Source organism: Catellatospora chokoriensis (assembly GCF_011297315.1).
Taxonomy (GTDB): Bacteria; Actinomycetota; Actinomycetes; order Mycobacteriales; family Micromonosporaceae; genus Catellatospora; species Catellatospora citrea.
In genome coordinates, this window is the sequence record NZ_JAAOTI010000015.1 from 78822 (window position 1) to 93150 (window position 14329).

At 72.1% G+C, this 14329-nt stretch carries 16 protein-coding genes and 1 riboswitch; of the genes, 6 read left to right on the plus strand and 10 right to left on the minus strand.

Annotated features, from left to right (window positions below):
* Positions 1–9 precede the first annotated feature (9 nt).
* Genes era through HAV39_RS22850 form a run of 3 tightly spaced genes read left to right on the plus strand, consistent with a single transcriptional unit; the run spans position 10 to position 2524 of the window.
* Complete coding sequence (gene era / locus HAV39_RS22840; RefSeq protein ID WP_191841198.1) at positions 10–897, plus strand: GTPase Era; 888 nt, start codon at positions 10–12, stop codon at positions 895–897.
* Between the two features lie 27 nt (positions 898–924).
* Positions 925–1680: a DNA repair protein RecO gene (gene recO / locus HAV39_RS22845; protein WP_191841199.1), complete on the plus strand. Its 756-nt coding sequence runs from the start codon at positions 925–927 to the stop codon at positions 1678–1680.
* 34 nt (positions 1681–1714) lie between these two features.
* Complete coding sequence (locus tag HAV39_RS22850; protein WP_120316479.1) at positions 1715–2524, plus strand: isoprenyl transferase; 810 nt, start codon at positions 1715–1717, stop codon at positions 2522–2524.
* Between the two features lie 91 nt (positions 2525–2615).
* On the opposite strand, the gene HAV39_RS22855 is transcribed toward HAV39_RS22850, so the two are convergent.
* The 4 genes from HAV39_RS22855 to HAV39_RS22870 all read right to left on the minus strand — a co-directional run bounded on the left by HAV39_RS22855 (position 2616) and on the right by HAV39_RS22870 (position 5938).
* Positions 2616–3092: a hypothetical protein gene (locus tag HAV39_RS22855; RefSeq protein ID WP_191841200.1), complete on the minus strand. Its 477-nt coding sequence runs from the start codon at positions 3090–3092 to the stop codon at positions 2616–2618.
* Between the two features lie 95 nt (positions 3093–3187).
* Positions 3188–3973 carry an energy-coupling factor transporter transmembrane component T family protein gene (locus tag HAV39_RS22860; RefSeq protein WP_191841316.1) on the minus strand — a complete coding sequence of 262 codons (786 nt, stop codon included), beginning with the start codon at positions 3971–3973 and terminating at the stop codon, positions 3188–3190.
* A 40-nt stretch (positions 3974–4013) separates the two neighbouring features.
* Positions 4014–5354 (minus strand): ABC transporter ATP-binding protein, encoded by a 1341-nt coding sequence (locus HAV39_RS22865; protein ID WP_191841201.1) that lies wholly within the window; start codon positions 5352–5354, stop codon positions 4014–4016.
* Positions 5354–5938, minus strand: a complete 585-nt coding sequence (locus tag HAV39_RS22870; protein ID WP_191841202.1) for an ECF transporter S component — start codon at positions 5936–5938, stop codon at positions 5354–5356. The genes HAV39_RS22865 and HAV39_RS22870 overlap by 1 nt, the downstream gene beginning before the upstream one ends.
* Positions 5939–6036: 98 nt before the next feature.
* Positions 6037–6142: riboswitch (TPP riboswitch) on the minus strand.
* 103 nt (positions 6143–6245) lie between these two features.
* Between HAV39_RS22870 and HAV39_RS22875 the strand changes: the two genes are divergently transcribed.
* The 3 genes from HAV39_RS22875 (at position 6246) to HAV39_RS22885 (ending at position 10075) form a co-directional block, all read left to right on the plus strand.
* Positions 6246–7280, plus strand: coding sequence for a permease (locus HAV39_RS22875; RefSeq protein WP_373311633.1), 1035 nt, complete (start codon positions 6246–6248; stop codon positions 7278–7280).
* A complete protein-coding gene (locus HAV39_RS22880; RefSeq protein ID WP_191841204.1) occupies positions 7277–8023 on the plus strand; it encodes a TIGR03943 family putative permease subunit in 747 nt (248 codons plus the stop codon). Before HAV39_RS22875 ends, HAV39_RS22880 begins: the two co-directional genes overlap by 4 nt.
* 153 nt (positions 8024–8176) lie before the next feature.
* A complete protein-coding gene (locus HAV39_RS22885) occupies positions 8177–10075 on the plus strand; it encodes an acyl-CoA dehydrogenase family protein (protein WP_191841205.1) in 1899 nt (632 codons plus the stop codon).
* 174 nt (positions 10076–10249) lie between these two features.
* Here the strand turns inward: HAV39_RS22885 and HAV39_RS22890 are convergent, their stop codons facing one another.
* The 6 genes from HAV39_RS22890 to HAV39_RS22915 are packed head-to-tail and all read right to left on the minus strand — an operon-like array spanning position 10250 to position 14291.
* Positions 10250–10861, minus strand: coding sequence for a hypothetical protein (locus HAV39_RS22890; protein WP_120316473.1), 612 nt, complete (start codon positions 10859–10861; stop codon positions 10250–10252).
* Between the two features lie 43 nt (positions 10862–10904).
* Positions 10905–11315 carry a Fur family transcriptional regulator gene (locus HAV39_RS22895; protein ID WP_120316472.1) on the minus strand — a complete coding sequence of 137 codons (411 nt, stop codon included), beginning with the start codon at positions 11313–11315 and terminating at the stop codon, positions 10905–10907.
* 22 nt (positions 11316–11337) lie between these two features.
* Entirely contained in the window at positions 11338–11676 is a 339-nt protein-coding gene (locus tag HAV39_RS22900) for an ArsR/SmtB family transcription factor (protein ID WP_144119453.1), read from the minus strand.
* Positions 11673–12542: a metal ABC transporter permease gene (locus tag HAV39_RS22905; protein ID WP_120321417.1), complete on the minus strand. Its 870-nt coding sequence runs from the start codon at positions 12540–12542 to the stop codon at positions 11673–11675. The genes HAV39_RS22900 and HAV39_RS22905 overlap by 4 nt, the downstream gene beginning before the upstream one ends.
* 11 nt (positions 12543–12553) lie before the next feature.
* Positions 12554–13315: a metal ABC transporter ATP-binding protein gene (locus HAV39_RS22910; protein ID WP_120316470.1), complete on the minus strand. Its 762-nt coding sequence runs from the start codon at positions 13313–13315 to the stop codon at positions 12554–12556.
* A 52-nt stretch (positions 13316–13367) separates the two neighbouring features.
* The gene (locus HAV39_RS22915; RefSeq protein WP_191841206.1) at positions 13368–14291 is read right to left on the minus strand and encodes a metal ABC transporter substrate-binding protein; all 924 of its coding nucleotides are present in this window, start codon (positions 14289–14291) and stop codon (positions 13368–13370) included.
* Between the last annotated feature and the right edge of the window lie 38 nt (positions 14292–14329).

Consider the following 14329-nt stretch of genomic DNA (forward strand, 5'->3'; position numbering starts at 1 on the left):
GTTGAGCAGGTGGCGGATAACTCATACCGTGCCGGGTTCGCCTGCTTCGTGGGGCGGCCGAACGCGGGCAAGTCGACTCTGACGAACGCGATCATCGGGCAGAAGATCGCGATCACGTCGAACAAACCGCAGACGACGCGGCACATCATCCGCGCCGTGCTGCACCGGGCCGACTCCCAGCTGGTGCTGGTGGACACCCCGGGTCTGCACCGCCCGCGCACCCTGCTCGGCGAGCGCCTCAACGACCTGGTCCGGGCCACCTGGAGCGAGGTCGACGTGATCGGCCTGTGCATCCCCGCCAACGAGCCCGTCGGCAAGGGCGACACGTTCATCGCCGGCGAGATCGCCGCGCTGAAGGCCACCGTGGTCGCCGTGGTCACCAAGACCGACCTGGTCGACAAGGAGACCCTGGCCAAGCAGCTGCTCGCGGTCAACGCCCTCGGCGAGTTCGCCGATGTGGTGCCGGTCAGCGCGGTGGCGAACTCGCAGCTCGACACGCTGGTCGACGTGATGGTCGGGCACCTGCCGAAGTCCCCGCAGCTCTACCCGGACGACATGCTCACCGACGAGCCCGAGCACGTGCTGATCGGCGAGATGATCCGCGAGGCCGCGCTGGAGGGGGTGCGCGACGAGCTGCCGCACTCGATCGCGGTGCTGATCCAGGAGATCATCCCCGAGGACGGCCTGACCAAGGTGTACGCCGACATCTACATCGAGCGGCAGAGCCAGAAGGCCATCATGATCGGCGCGCGCGGCTCCCGCCTCAAGGAGGTCGGCACCAAGGCACGCCTCGACATCCAGGAGCTGCTCGGCACCAAGGTCTACCTGGATCTCCACGTCCGCGTCGCCAAGGACTGGCAGCGCGACCCCCGCCAGCTCCGGCGGCTGGGCTTCTAGTCGGCGTGGGCCGGTAGGGTCGTCGCCATGCCGGGTATGCGTCGACCGCTCTATCGCGATGACGCCCTCGTGCTGCGCGTGCAGAAGCTCGGCGAGGCCGACCGGATCGTTACGCTGCTGACCCGCCAGCACGGCCGGGTGCGCGCGGTCGCCAAGGGCGTACGCCGGACCACCTCGCGCTTCGGGGCACGGCTGGAGCCGTTCGGGCACGTCGACGTCCAGTGCAGCGAGGGCAGCTCGCTGGACACCGTCACCCAGGTCGAGGGCCGTGACCTGTTCGGCCGCCGCTTCCTGACCGACTACCCGCGCTACACCGCGGCCAGCGCGATCGTGGAGCTGGCCGAGCGGCTGACCCCGGTCGAGCGGGAGCCCGCGCTGCGGCTCTACCAGCTCACCCTGGGCGCGCTGCGAGCGCTCGCCGAAGGGCGACGGCCCGGCCCGCTGGTGCTCGACGCCTACCTGCTGCGGGCCATGGCCCAGGCCGGCTGGGCCCCGGCACTGCGCGACTGCGCGGTGTGCGGCGAGGAGGGGCCGCACCGGGCGTTCTCCGTACCCGCCGGGGGTGTCACCTGCCTGAACTGCCGCCCGCCCGGCGCCGCCCATCCCGACCCGGCCACCCTCGATCTGATGTCGGCCCTGCTGGAGGGCGACTGGCCCGCGGCGGAGCGGACCGAGCCGCCGGTGCAGCGCGAGTGTGCGGGTTTCGTGGCGGCGCATTTGCAGTGGCACCTGGAACGGCAGCTACGCTCTCTGCCGTTGGTTGATCGCCGGGAACCGGGCTGAGTCCGGTCCCGCGCCCGAACAGGGGAAACGCAACGTGATCCGAACCCGGCGCGAGCCCAAGCCGCCGACCCCCCACCCGTCCGGCGCGACCCCGCCCAAGCTGCCCGGCGACGCGCTGCCCAAGCACGTCGCCATCGTCATGGACGGCAACGGGCGCTGGGCCAAGGAACGCGGCCTGCCCCGCACCGAGGGGCACAAGCGCGGCGAGTTCTCCCTGTTCGACACCATCGAGGGGGCGCTGGAGCTCGGCGTGCCCTACCTGTCGGTGTACGCCTTCTCCACGGAGAACTGGAAGCGCTCGCCGGAGGAGGTGCGCTTCCTGATGGGCTTCAACCGCGACGTCATCCGCCGCCGCCGCGACATGCTCAACGACCTGGGCGTACGCATCGTGTGGTCGGGTCGGCGCGGGCGGCTGTGGAAGAGCGTCATCGACGAGCTGGAGACGGCCGAGCAGATGAGCCGCGGCAACAGCAAGCTCACCCTGCAGTTCTGCGTGAACTACGGCGGCCAGGCCGAGATCGCCGACGCGGCGGCCGCGATCGCGCGGGACGTGGCCCTGGGCCGGCTGAAGGCCGACAAGGTCAACGAGAAGACCATCGCGAAGTACCTCTACCACCCCGAGGTGCCGGACGTGGACCTGTTCCTGCGCCCGTCGGGCGAGCAGCGCACCAGCAACTTCCTGCTCTGGCAGTCCGCGTACGCCGAGCACGTCTACCTGGACACGCTGTGGCCCGACTTCGACCGCCGCCACCTGTGGTACGCCTGCGAGCTGTACGCCCAGCGGGACCGCCGCTTCGGCGGCGCCCTGCCCAACCCGGTCGCCCCACCGGCCCCCACCGCCTGACCGGCCGCTCTTGATCGTTCGACTTGCCTGGCACCTGTGCGTATCAAGGACTCGGATACCCACAGGTGCCGGGCAAGTCCATGGATCTTCGTCAGCCGTCGCCGTAGTGCAGGGTCCATGGCTCGGCTAGCACGCCGCCGCGGAACGCGATCGCAGCGCGCAGGCGCTGCTCGTCCGCGTCGGACAGCAGATGGGCGGCCTGGTCGGCGGTGAGTTCGGTGGCTTTCGCGGTCCACTGCCAGCCGTTGGCCATGCCGCGGTACTCGACCCGCACGGCGACCGGTCCGCGGCGCGTGTCCAGTAGCAGGTCGGTGTCGGCGTCGGCGCTGAACAGGCCGACCTCGCCGCCGAGCACCCGGCACGAGGTGACCGTGCCGTACGGGAACAGGAACGAGCCGCGGTGCTCCTCCTCGGTCACCGTGGGCAGCAGCGGTCCGGTCCGGCATCCGAGTTCGGCCACCCGCGCCCGCTCCCAGGTGTGGTGCGTGGTCGCGGCCAGACCCGCGAGGACCAGCCCGAGGATCACTACTGCGATCCTGCTGATGCGCTGCGTCGCCGACTGCGCCATACCGCGCCTCCCGTCACTGACGTCAATATGTCGGTGACCGACGGATAAGGCAACAGGCTGGCCAGGTCCTGCGGGGACGTCCTCGCGTTCGGGGGTCAGCGGTGGGCGATCACCTGGATCAGTGCGGCGAGGAGCGCGCCTGCCGCGACGAGCAGCCAGTCGGCGGGGCGCCAGGGCATCGGGCGGGCCACGGTGCGGGGCAGGCCGGAGTCGAAGCCGCGGGCGTCCATCGCCACGGCCAGCCGAGTGCCCCGCCGGATCGCCCCGACCAGCAGGCCGAACGCGGTACTGGCGAACAGCGTGAACCAGCGCACCGGGTTGCGCCCGGCGTCGATGCCGCGGGCCCGGCGCGCCATCGCGATCATCCGCCACTCGTCGCCGAGCAGCCCGACCAGCCGGAACGCGGCCAGCGCCCCGATCGCGAAGCGGGGCGAGACCCGGGCGTGCTGGATCAGCGAGTCGGCCAGGTCGGTCGGGTCGGTGGTGCTGAACACCAGGATGCTGGGCAGCGCGATGGCCAGCAGCCGCAGCGCCAGCGACAGCGCGTTGGCCAGCACCGTCGAGGTGATCACGACCGGCCCGAAGTCCACCAGCACGGTGCCCGACCGGTCCGCGGCGAACAGCGCCAGCGACAGCACCACCGTCGCCGCCCCCAGCAGCGCCGGCCAGCCGCGCCGCAGCAGCCCCCACGGCGTGATCCCGAACAGCGGCGCCACGGCGAACGTCACCGCCAGCGCGAACCCGAGCGCGGCCACGTCCCGGGTGAACAGGGCCGAAGTGGTGAACAGCGCCAGAAAGACGATCTTCGCAACCGGGGTGCGGCGCGCGAGCAGGGCATCGTTGCGCTGCAACGAGGCTTGCGGGGAGGTGGCGGCGGGCAGGGTCACGGCGTGCGGCCGAACTGCGCGGCGGCGGTTCCGGTCATGACTTCCGTCCCAGGTCGAGGATGCGGTCGGCGAGGGTGGTGACCACGTCCGGGTCGTGGGTGACGGTGACGATGCCGTGGCCGTCGTCGCGGAGCGCGGCCAGCATGTCGACCAGCTCGATCCAGGTGCGGCGGTCCTGGCCGAAGGTGGGCTCGTCGAGGATCAGCAGCCGCGGCCGGGCGGCCAGCGCGGTGGCCACGGACAGCCGCCGGGCCTCGCCGCCGGACAGCGTGAACGGGTTCGCCCCGGCCAGGCGGTCCAGCCGCAGCCGGGTCAGCAGCTCGTCGACCCGGCCCGGGGCGGTGCCGCCCAGCGCCAGCTCGTCGCGCACGGTGGCGGTCACGAACTGGTGCTCCGGGTTCTGGAACACCGAGCCGATCCGGCCCGCCAGCGCGCGGGCCCCCCATCGGTGCGGCGGTCCGTCGGGGGAGCGCACCTCGCCTCCGGCGGGTTTGAGCAGGCCGCCCAGGGCGAGCGCGAGCGTCGACTTGCCGCAGCCGTTGGGGCCGGTCACCGCGAGCGCCTGACCGGCGCGGACCGTGACGTCGGGGTAGGGCAGGTGGCGTACCCGCAGGTCGTGGGTCGAGAGCAGGGTGTCGCCGGGTGGGTGCGCGGCGGGGTGGGCGGGCGCGGGGTGGCCGGGCACCCAGACCCCGGCGGCGGCCAGTTCCGCGCCGAGCGGGCCGGACAGCAGGTGGGGCGGGACGTCGTCGCGGACCCCGCCGCCCGGCTCCAGCACCACCACCCGGGTGACCAGGTCCAGCACCTCGGCGATGCGGTGCTCGATGAGCACCACGGTGGTGTCGGCGTCCACGGCGTCGCGCAGCGCCCGGCGGACCAGGGCGGCCCCGGCCGGGTCCAGGTTGGCCGTCGGCTCGTCGAGCAGGAGCAGCTCCGGGCGCGGGGCCAGCGCCCCGGCCAGCACCAGGCGCTGCTGCTCGCCGCCGGACAGGGTGTCGGTGGCCCGGTCGCGCTCGTAGCCGAAACCGACCTGGTGGAGCACCTCGTCGACGCGTGGCCAGACGCGGTCGGCGGCCCACCCGATGTTCTCCAGGCCGAACGCGACCTCGTCGCCGGCCCGCGACATCACCAGCTGCGACTGCGGGTCCTGGAACACGATGCCGACGCGCTCGGCGTCGACCTTGCGTGCGCCCTCGGCCTCGCCGGAGTCGTCGGGCAGCAGCCCGCCCAGCGCGTGCAGCAGCGTGGACTTGCCCGCGCCCGAAGGGCCGAGCAGCAGCACCCGCTCGCCGCGCTCGATGCGCAGGTCGACCCCGCGCACCGCCCACGCGCGGCGGCCGGCGTGCCGCCACCCGTACCCTTCGAGCGTGATCATCAGACCAGGTCGCGGCTGCGGCCGGACGGGAAGCGGTCGAGCGCGCCGGTGCCGGCCAGGGCCTTGGTCAGGAAGTGCCCGCCGACGCCGGCGAACAGCAGCGTGCTGGCCACGACGATGGCGACGTAGGCGGCCTTCCAGTCGAACGACCAGTCGGCGTAGTAGTAGTACAGGTCGAGCCCGGCCGCGGTGGCGCCCGCGAGCGCGGCCGCGACCAGTGACTGGCTCAGGTTCCATCGGCGGTAACCGCCGAGCAGGAAGCCGAGCTCGCCGGCCGCGCCCTGGGCCAGGCCGTACCAGAGCACGGTGATGCCCCACGAGGTGCCGAGCAGCGCCGACACGATCGCGGCGACGAGCTCGGTGTAGATCGCCGCGCCCGGCTTGCGGATGATCAGCGGGGCGAGCACGGCGGGCAGCAGCCATACGCCGTAGATGGCGGCCGCGGCAGGCGGGAACGTCGAGCCGAAGATCGCCCCGGCCGGGCCGTTCCACAGCAGGCCCCAGGCCCAGAAGACGACGCCGAAGGCGACGGCGAGGATGGAGGCGACGACGATGTCGACCGTCCGCCAGCGATAGTTGTTCATGGATAACTCCTGGTCCGTTGAGGGGACGAACGAGGAGAAGTGCACACGTCGCGTCCGCGATACCCCATTTGGGGGGTATCACGAAAGCAGGCGTGGCGGTGAGGTGTTGACCGAACTCCCTGCGCTGGCATTACCCAGATCAGGTTCGAGGGTCTGCGGCCGTGTGCCGCACTCTCAGCGCTGTGCGCTCCCCTGTCGTTACTTGTTCATATGAGGCCGCTGGACAGCGGCGCTTGTGCCGGAAAGGCTAACACCGAACTCACGCCCGGTAACCTGTGCCGGTCGGCACACCCCGATACCGCGAAGGATCCGCGTGACCTCCGTCGATCAGCGCCCGCCCGCGGCGCCCCCGTCGCCGCCCGCCGGGCGGTCGGCCCGCAAGCCGCTGTGGGGCGGCCGGATCGGCTCCGTCGAGGTGCTGGCAGCGCTGCTCATCGCGCTGCTCATCTTCCGGCAGCCGATCGCCGCCGCGATCTCCACGCCGCTGCTGCAGACCTGGACCACCGTGTTCGTATCGGTGATGGTCCAGGCCACGCCGTTTTTGGTGTTCGGCGTCGCGCTGTCGGCGGTGATCGCGGTGTTCGTGCCGCGCTCGTTCTGGTCGAAGGCGCTGCCCAAGCACCCGGCCCTCGCCGTGCCGGTGGCCAGCTGCGCGGGCGTGGTGCTGCCCGGCTGCGAGTGCGGCTCGGTGCCGATCGCGGGCTCGCTGATCCGCCGCGGCGTCACGCCCGCCGCCGCGCTGGCGTTCCTGCTGGCCGCGCCCGCGATCAACCCGATCGTGCTGACCGCCACCGCGGTCGCCTTCCCGAACAACCCGGAGATGGTGGTCGCCCGCGGCGTGGCCAGCATCATCGTGGCCATGGTGATGGGCTGGCTCTGGCTGCGGCTGGGCAAGCAGGAGTGGATCAGGCTGCCGCACCGGCCCGAGCTGGACGACCTGTCCCGCTGGCGGGCCTTCTGGGCGGCCTGCCGCCACGACATTGTGCACGCGGGCGGCTTCCTGGTGCTGGGCGCGATGGCCGCGGCCACCATCAACGTGCTGGTGCCCGAGTCGGTGCTGCAGGCCGTGGCCGACCAGCCCGTGCTGTCGGTGCTGGCGCTCGCGGCGCTCGCCGTGCTGCTGTCCATCTGCTCCGAGGCGGACGCGTTCGTCGCCGCGTCGCTGAGCCAGTTCTCGCTCACCGCGCGCCTGGCGTTCCTGGTCGTCGGCCCGATGGTCGACCTGAAGCTGATCTCCATGCAGGCGGGGGTGTTCGGCCGCCGCTTCGCGATGCGCTTCGCCCCGGCCACGTTCGTGATGGCGGTAGTCGTCGCCGCCGGAGTCGGGATGGTGCTGCTGTGAACCGTCAAGCCCAGGGCGTGGTGATGCTGCTGCTCGGCGGCGCGATCCTCAAGGCCAGCCTCACCGACATGTACCTGCGCTACGTCAAGGCGGGGCTGCAGCCGTTCCTGATCGGCGCGGGCGCGCTGCTGGTGCTCGCGGCCGCGATGACCCTCTGGTACGACATCCGCCACGGCGCGGCGGCCGACACCGAGTGCGCGGACCACGACGAGCACGCCGACCACGATCACGGCCACGTCGGGCATCGCGAGCCGCGGGTCGGCTGGCTGCTGATCGCACCGGTGCTCGGCCTGCTGCTGGTGGCCCCGCCCGCGCTCGGATCCTATGCCGCCGGCCAGGCCGGTTCGGCGCTCTCCTCGCAGCAGGTCTCCGACTTCCCGGCGCTGCCCGACGGGGACCCCGCCGAGATCAGCGTGCTCGACTACGCCACCCGGGCGATCTTCGACAAGGGACTGTCCATCGGCGAGCGCCGGGTCAAGGTGACCGGCTTCCTGTCGGACAACCCCGACGGTGGCCAGCTGCTCACCCGCATGATCCTGTCCTGCTGCGCGGCCGACGCCCGCCCGATCAAGGTCGGCATGAACGGCAGCGTGCCCACGGGGCTGCCCGCCGACAGCTGGGTGGAGATCACCGGTACATACACCGACCAGCGGGGCACCGACGCGATCAACGGCGAGAGCATCCCGTTCATCGAGGTGCTGGAGTGGCGTCCGATCCAGGCCCCCGCGGAGCAGTACGAGTAGTCCCTGTCCGCTGGTTTGCCAACTGCTACCGCTCGGTAGTACTGCGGGGTAGCGTGATTTCAGGGCGCAAACCACCGAACACGGCTCGTCGCGGCGCGCTCATGAGGCGGCCCCGGCGACCCCGCGTTCGACCGGACGACAGGGGTGTCGACGATGACGACGGTGCAGCGTGAGGTGAGCGCGGAACAGGCCCGGCAGGTCGCCGAGGCCGCCCGCGAGAGCGAGTGGCGCAAGCCCAGTTTCGGCAAGCAGTTGTTCCTGGGACGCCTGCGGATGGACCTGATCCACCCGTGGCCCCAACCCGCCCCGAACCCCGACGCCGAGCAGTTCCTGCAAAAGCTCGGCGAGTACGTCAGCACCGAGGTCGACGGGGCCGCCATCGAACGCGACGCCCGCATCCCGGACGAGGTCTTCCACGGCCTGGCCGAACTCGGCGCGTTCGGCATGAAGATCGATCCCGCGTACGGCGGCCTCGGCCTGTCCCACCTCGACTACTGCCGCGCGCTGACGCTGGCCGGCTCGGTAAGCCCGGCGATCGGTGCGCTGCTGTCGGCGCACCAGTCCATCGGCGTGCCGCAGCCGCTCAAGCTGTTCGGCACCAAGGAGCAGAAGCAGCGCTTCCTGCCCCGGCTGGCCGCGGGCGAGGTGTCGGCGTTCCTGCTCACCGAGCCCGACGTCGGCTCCGACCCGGCCCGGATGGGGGCCACCGCCACCCCGGTCGAGGGCGGCTACCGCCTGAACGGGGTCAAGCTGTGGGCCACCAACGGCACCGTGGCGACACTGCTCGTGGTCATGGCGATGGTGCCGAAGGGCGAGGGCCGGCGCGGCGGCATCACCGCGTTCGTCGTCGAGGGCGACGCCGAGGGCGTCACCGTCGAGAACCGCAACGCCTTCCTCGGCCTGCGCGGCCTGGAGAACAGCGTCACCCGTTTCCACGACGTCTTCGTGCCGGCCGAGAACGTCATCGGCGGCGAGGGCCAGGGCCTCAAGATCGCGCTGAGCACCCTGAACACCGGCCGGCTGTCGCTGCCCGCGATGTGCGTCGGCGCGTCCAAGTGGTCGCTGAGCGTCGCCCGCCAGTGGTCGCAGCAGCGGGTGCAGTGGGGACGGCCGGTCGGCCAGCACGAGGCCGTCGCCACGAAGATCGCGTTCATCGCGGCCACCACGTACGGCATGGAGTCCATGCTCGACCTGTGCTGCCTGCTCGCCGACGACGACCGCAACGACTTCCGGATCGAGGCCGCGCTGGTCAAGCTGTACGGCTCCGAGCTGGCCTGGCGGGTCGCCGACGAGCTGGTGCAGATCCGGGGCGGGCGCGGCTACGAGAGCGCGGACTCGCTGGCCGCCCGCGGCGAGAAGGCGATCGGCGTCGAGCAGCTCCTGCGCGACCTGCGGATCAACCGCATCTTCGAGGGCTCCACCGAGATCATGCACCTGTTCATCGCCCGCGAGGCGGTGGACCAGCACCTGTCCGTGGCCGGCGCGCTGATCGACCCGAAGTCGAGCGTCGGCGCCAAGGGCCGGGCGCTGCTGGGCGCCACCGGCTTCTACGGCCGCTGGCTGCCCACCCTGGCGATGGGCCGGGGCACGTTCGGCGGCTACCGCCAGTTCGGTCCGCTCGCCAAACACGTGCGCTGGGCCGAGCGCGCCGCCCGCCGCCTGGCCCGCAACACCTTCCAGGGCATGGCCCGCTGGCAGGGCAAACTGGAGCACCGGCAGGCCTTCCTGGGCCGGATCGTCGACATCGGCGCGGAGCTGTTCGCCATCGCCGCGGTCTGCTCCCGCGCCACCGCCTCCGGCCGCCCCGAGGAACGCGACCTCGCCGACCTGTTCTGTCACCAGTCCCGCGGCCGCATCGCCATCCTCGAACACGCCCTCTGGAACAACACCGACGCCGCCGACGTCGCCCTGGCCCGCAAGGTCCTCGCCGGCGACCACACGGCCCTCGAAGCCGGCATCATCGGCCCACCCGACCAGGGCGAATGGGTCTCCACCTGGACCCCCGGCCCGTCCACCGCCACCGACTCCCGCCGCCGCATCCCACCCCGCTAGAAGGAGGGGCACTTTCCCATCGCCATGCGTAGAGGAAGGTGCCCCTCCTAACGCGGACCGTTCGGGCTGACGGCGATGATCGCTGTCTACGGTCAGAACATGCGGTCTGACCACACTTTCTGACCACAGACAGCGATCATCCCCACGTGCCGCGCCGCGCCGAGCCGAGCCGGGTCAGCGGCGTGGGCTGCCGCGCAGGCCGAGGCGGCGTAGCTCCAGGGCGGCCAGCTGCTCGATCGCCTCCGGGTCGCCGGTCCGCCAGCCCGCGACGACGCCGCTGTCCAGCGAAGCGAGCCGCCGCAGCGGCGCGGTGGCCAGCGCCCGCAGCGCCAGCAGCTCGCCCCCACCCGGATACCGGCGCACCTTCGCCGCGACGCTGGCCGCCCGGATCCACGACAGTCGCAGTGGCAGCCACAGCGCCAGCGCCATCAGCACCGGTATGCCCGCGGTCAGCCAGGCCAGCACCGTCGCCAGGTTCGCGATGGCGTCCTGCTGGTCGCGCCCGGCCTCGGCGATGGAGTTCGCGGCGTTGGCGGCGCTGCCGAACGGGGCGCCCACCTCGTCACCGACCAGCGGGATGCGCCCGGCGCGCGCCTGCGCCTCCGCCATGTCGGCGGCCAGGTTGGTGCCGGCGCTCTCCAGCTTCTGGCCGGGCACCGCCAGCTTCTGGACCAGGTCGTACAGCGTGATCGCGGCCCAGATCCAGATCGCGCTCCACACCAGGGCGGTGACATCGGCGATGATCTGCCGGGTGAACCGCCACGGCTTCTCCGCATAGAGCTTCATGACAGCATTCTGATCGACCGGGGCGATCGATAAACGCCCCGCGTCAGGCCCGTGTCGTCGCGCAGCCCTGGCAGGTGCCGAAGATCTCCAGCGTATGGCTGACGTCGACGAACCCGTGCTGCGCCGCGACCCGGTCCGCCCACGACTCCACGGCCGGTCCGGCCACCTCGACGGTACGCCCGCAGGTGCGGCACACCAGATGGTGGTGGTGGCCGTTGGAGCAGCGCCGGAACAGCTGCTCGCCGCCCGGCGGGCGCATCACGTCGATGTCCCCGGCGTCGGCCAGCGCCTGCAGCGTGCGGTACACGGTCGTCAGGCCGACCCGCTCGCCCCGATCGCGCAGCATGGCGTGCAGCTCCTGCGCGCTGTGGAAGCCCTCCACCTCGGACAGCAGCGTCGCCACGGCAGAACGCTGCCGCGTGTTCCGGGCCGCGGTGCCCTGTGGGCTCGTCATGCTTTCTCCTCGAAGACTTCGGTCACGGGCGCTGCTCCGCGGCGTGGGTGACGGCGTCGGCCACGATGTGCGCGACGTGCTCGTCCACCAAGGAGTATGCGATCTCGCGGCCGTGCCGTTCGGCGCGGACCACCCCGGCCGCCCGGAGCACCCGCAGGTGCTGGGAGACCAGCGGCTGGGCCACCCGCAGTCGTTCCACCAGCTCGTGCACGTGGCGTTCGCCGTTCGTCGCCAGCTCGGTCACGATCGCGATCCGCACCGGCGCGGCGAGTGCCCGCAGCAGCTCTCCGGCGCGGACGTAGGACTGCGTCTGGCTCACATCGACCACCGTAGCCCCGCGCGTCGGTGCATACCCAATCATGAGTCGAGGACGCACTCGGGCGGATCGCAGACCGCCGCGGCGCCGGTGTCCGCGCGCCGCCGCCGGCGCAGCGCCGTGCCCACGACCGCGACCAGGATGAACAGTGCGATGGCGGCGAGCACGATGGTCGCGCCGGGCGCGGTGTCGTAGCCGGCGGACACGAGTATCCCGGCCCCGGCGCTGATCACTCCGCCGAGCATGGCCAGCGTCATGGTGCCGCCGAAGCCGCGGGAGACCAGCTGCGCGGCCGCGACGGGCACCACCATCAGCGCGCTGACCAGCAGCAGGCCGACCGAGCGCATGGCGACGGTGACGGTCACCGCGGTCATGACGGCCAGCAGCAGGTTCAGCGCGCGCACCGGCAGGCCGGAGACCTTGGCGTACTCCTCGTCCTGGCAGATCGCGAACAGCCAGGGCCGCAGCCCGACGGTGACCGCGAGCACGCACGCGCCGAGGATCGCGATCGTGATCAGGTCCGTGGCGGACGTGGTGAGCAGCGAGCCGAACAGGTACGACGTCAGGTTGGCGCTGCCCTTGCCGGGGGCGAGCCCGACCAGGAAGACGCCGCCCGCGATGCCGCCGTAGAACAGGATCGCCAGCGCGATGTCGCCCGAGGTGCGGCCGCGTTCGCGGATCAGCTCGACGGCGACCGCGCCCAGGGCGGACACGATGATCGCGGTGAGCACCGGGGACGTGCCGGTGAGCAGGCCGACGCCGACACCGGTCAGCGCGATGTGGCCGATGCCGTCGCCGATCAGCGACATCCGCCGCTGCACCAGGTAGATGCCGAGAGAGGGCGCGATCAGGCCGGTGATGAGGGCGCCCAGCAGCGCCCGCTGCATGAACGGCAGCGACATGATCTCGATGAGGTTCACGTTCATTCGCGTCCCCAGATGCTCGGCGGGTCCTGCGGGGCGTGCGGGTGCACGTGGTCGTGGCCGGGTTCGGCGTGGTGGCCGGCCGGGTGCGGCACCGCGCCGTCGTGCGCGATGACCCCGTCGTGCACCACCACCGCGCGGGTGATGACGGGTTGCAGCGGGCCCAGCTCGTGCGCGACCAGCAGCACCGTGCCGCCGTGCCGGACGAAGTCGCGCAGCGCCTGTGCGAACGCCTCCTGCGACTTGGCGTCCACGCCCGCGGTGGGCTCGTCGAGCACCAGCAGGTCCGGCTCACCGGCCAGGGCCCGCGCGATCAGGGTGCGCTGCTGCTGGCCGCCGGACAGGGAGGCGACCGGGTCGTGCACCCGGTCGGTCAGGTCGACCGCGGCCAGCGCCTTCGCGACGGCCTGCCGGTCACCGGCGCGCAGCAGCCCGGGGAAGCCGCGCCGGGCCAGCCGGCCGGAGGAGACCACCTCGCCGACGGTGGCGGGCACGCCGCCGCCCGCGCCGAGCCGCTGCGGCACGTACCCGATGCGCTGCCAGTTCCGGAAGCGCCGCAGTGCGACGCCGAACAGCTCCACCTGGCCCTCGGCCAGCGGGACCAGGCCGAGCCCGGCCCGGATCATCGTGGACTTGCCGCTGCCGTTGGCGCCCAGCACGGCGACCACCTCACCGCTGCGTACGGTCAGATTGACGTCGCGCAGCACGGGCCGGTCGTAGGCGACCGCACCATGCTTGATCTCGAGAACCGGGGGGTTCACGCCTTCTCCTCGTCCTGCTCGTCGGCGGCGATGACCGGCTCGGCGCACCGGCTCATGAACAGCCCAACGCGGCACGCAGCGTCGCGAGATTGGTCCGCATGACCGAGAAGTAGTCACCCGTCCCGCCCTCGGCGAGCCCTTCCAACGGGTCGAGCACGGCGGTCTTCGCGCCGACCTGCTCGGCCAGTGTCTGCGCGACCTTCGGCGACACGAGCGTCTCGAAGAAGATCGTGGTCGCACCGTACTTGCGCGCCTCGGCGGCGACGGCCGCGACCTGCTGCGGGGTGGGCTCGGTGTCCGGGGTCAGCCCGGACAGCGCGATCTGCTTGAGCTTGTACCGGTCGGCGAGGTAGCCGAACGCGGCGTGGCTGGTCACGATCTCGTGCCGTTGGCAGTTCGCCAGCCCGGCGGTGAACTCGGCGTCCAGCTTGTTCAGCTCGGCGACCAGGGCGTCGCCGCGCTCGGCGTAGGCCGCCGCGTGCGCCGGGTCGCGTTCGGCCAGCTGGTGCGAGACGCTGCCGGCGATCGCGGCCAGGCGGGTCGGGTCGAGCCAGACGTGCGGGTCGGGGGCGCTGCCGCCCTCCTCGTTCGCGCCCTCGTGGTTGGGGCCGCTGACGAGCGGGGTGACCGTGGCCACGTCGAACGCGCGATCGGCGGCGTTCTGCGCGACGGCCTCGTCGAGCTGCGGCTGGAAGCCCTTCAGGTAGATCACCAGTCCCGCGTTCGCGACCTGCGCGACCTGGGCCGGGGACAGCTCCATGTCGTGCGGCTCGGCGCCCGGCTGGGCCAGGTCGACCACGTGCACGTCGGGGCCGCCGACCTTCTCGGAGACGAACTGCAGGGGGTAGAAGCCGGTGACGACGTCGAATCGGCCGGAGGTGTCGGCGGGGGAGTCGGAACAGGCGGTGAGGGTGCCCAAGGCCAGCAGCGCGGCGACGCCGGCGACGGCGGCACGCTGGAGAGATCGGCTCAGCATGGCGTCAACTCTCCCTGAAAATGAGAACGATTGTCAAA

What these genes read in the sequence shown, in the direction of transcription:
- HAV39_RS22855 (WP_191841200.1), bottom strand. Translation starts at nt 3,092, where the DNA reads ATGGCGCAGTCGGCGACGCAGCGCATCAGCAGGATCGCAGTAGTGATC.
- HAV39_RS22895 (WP_120316472.1), bottom strand. Translation starts at nt 11,315, where the DNA reads ATGACGAGCCCACAGGGCACCGCGGCCCGGAACACGCGGCAGCGTTCT.
- HAV39_RS22865 (WP_191841201.1), bottom strand. Translation starts at nt 5,354, where the DNA reads ATGATCACGCTCGAAGGGTACGGGTGGCGGCACGCCGGCCGCCGCGCG.
- HAV39_RS22915 (WP_191841206.1), bottom strand. Translation starts at nt 14,291, where the DNA reads ATGCTGAGCCGATCTCTCCAGCGTGCCGCCGTCGCCGGCGTCGCCGCG.
- HAV39_RS22890 (WP_120316473.1), bottom strand. Translation starts at nt 10,861, where the DNA reads ATGAAGCTCTATGCGGAGAAGCCGTGGCGGTTCACCCGGCAGATCATC.
- HAV39_RS22900 (WP_144119453.1), bottom strand. Translation starts at nt 11,676, where the DNA reads ATGATTGGGTATGCACCGACGCGCGGGGCTACGGTGGTCGATGTGAGC.
- HAV39_RS22885 (WP_191841205.1), top strand. Translation starts at nt 8,177, where the DNA reads ATGACGACGGTGCAGCGTGAGGTGAGCGCGGAACAGGCCCGGCAGGTC.
- HAV39_RS22870 (WP_191841202.1), bottom strand. Translation starts at nt 5,938, where the DNA reads ATGAACAACTATCGCTGGCGGACGGTCGACATCGTCGTCGCCTCCATC.
- recO (WP_191841199.1), top strand. Translation starts at nt 925, where the DNA reads ATGCCGGGTATGCGTCGACCGCTCTATCGCGATGACGCCCTCGTGCTG.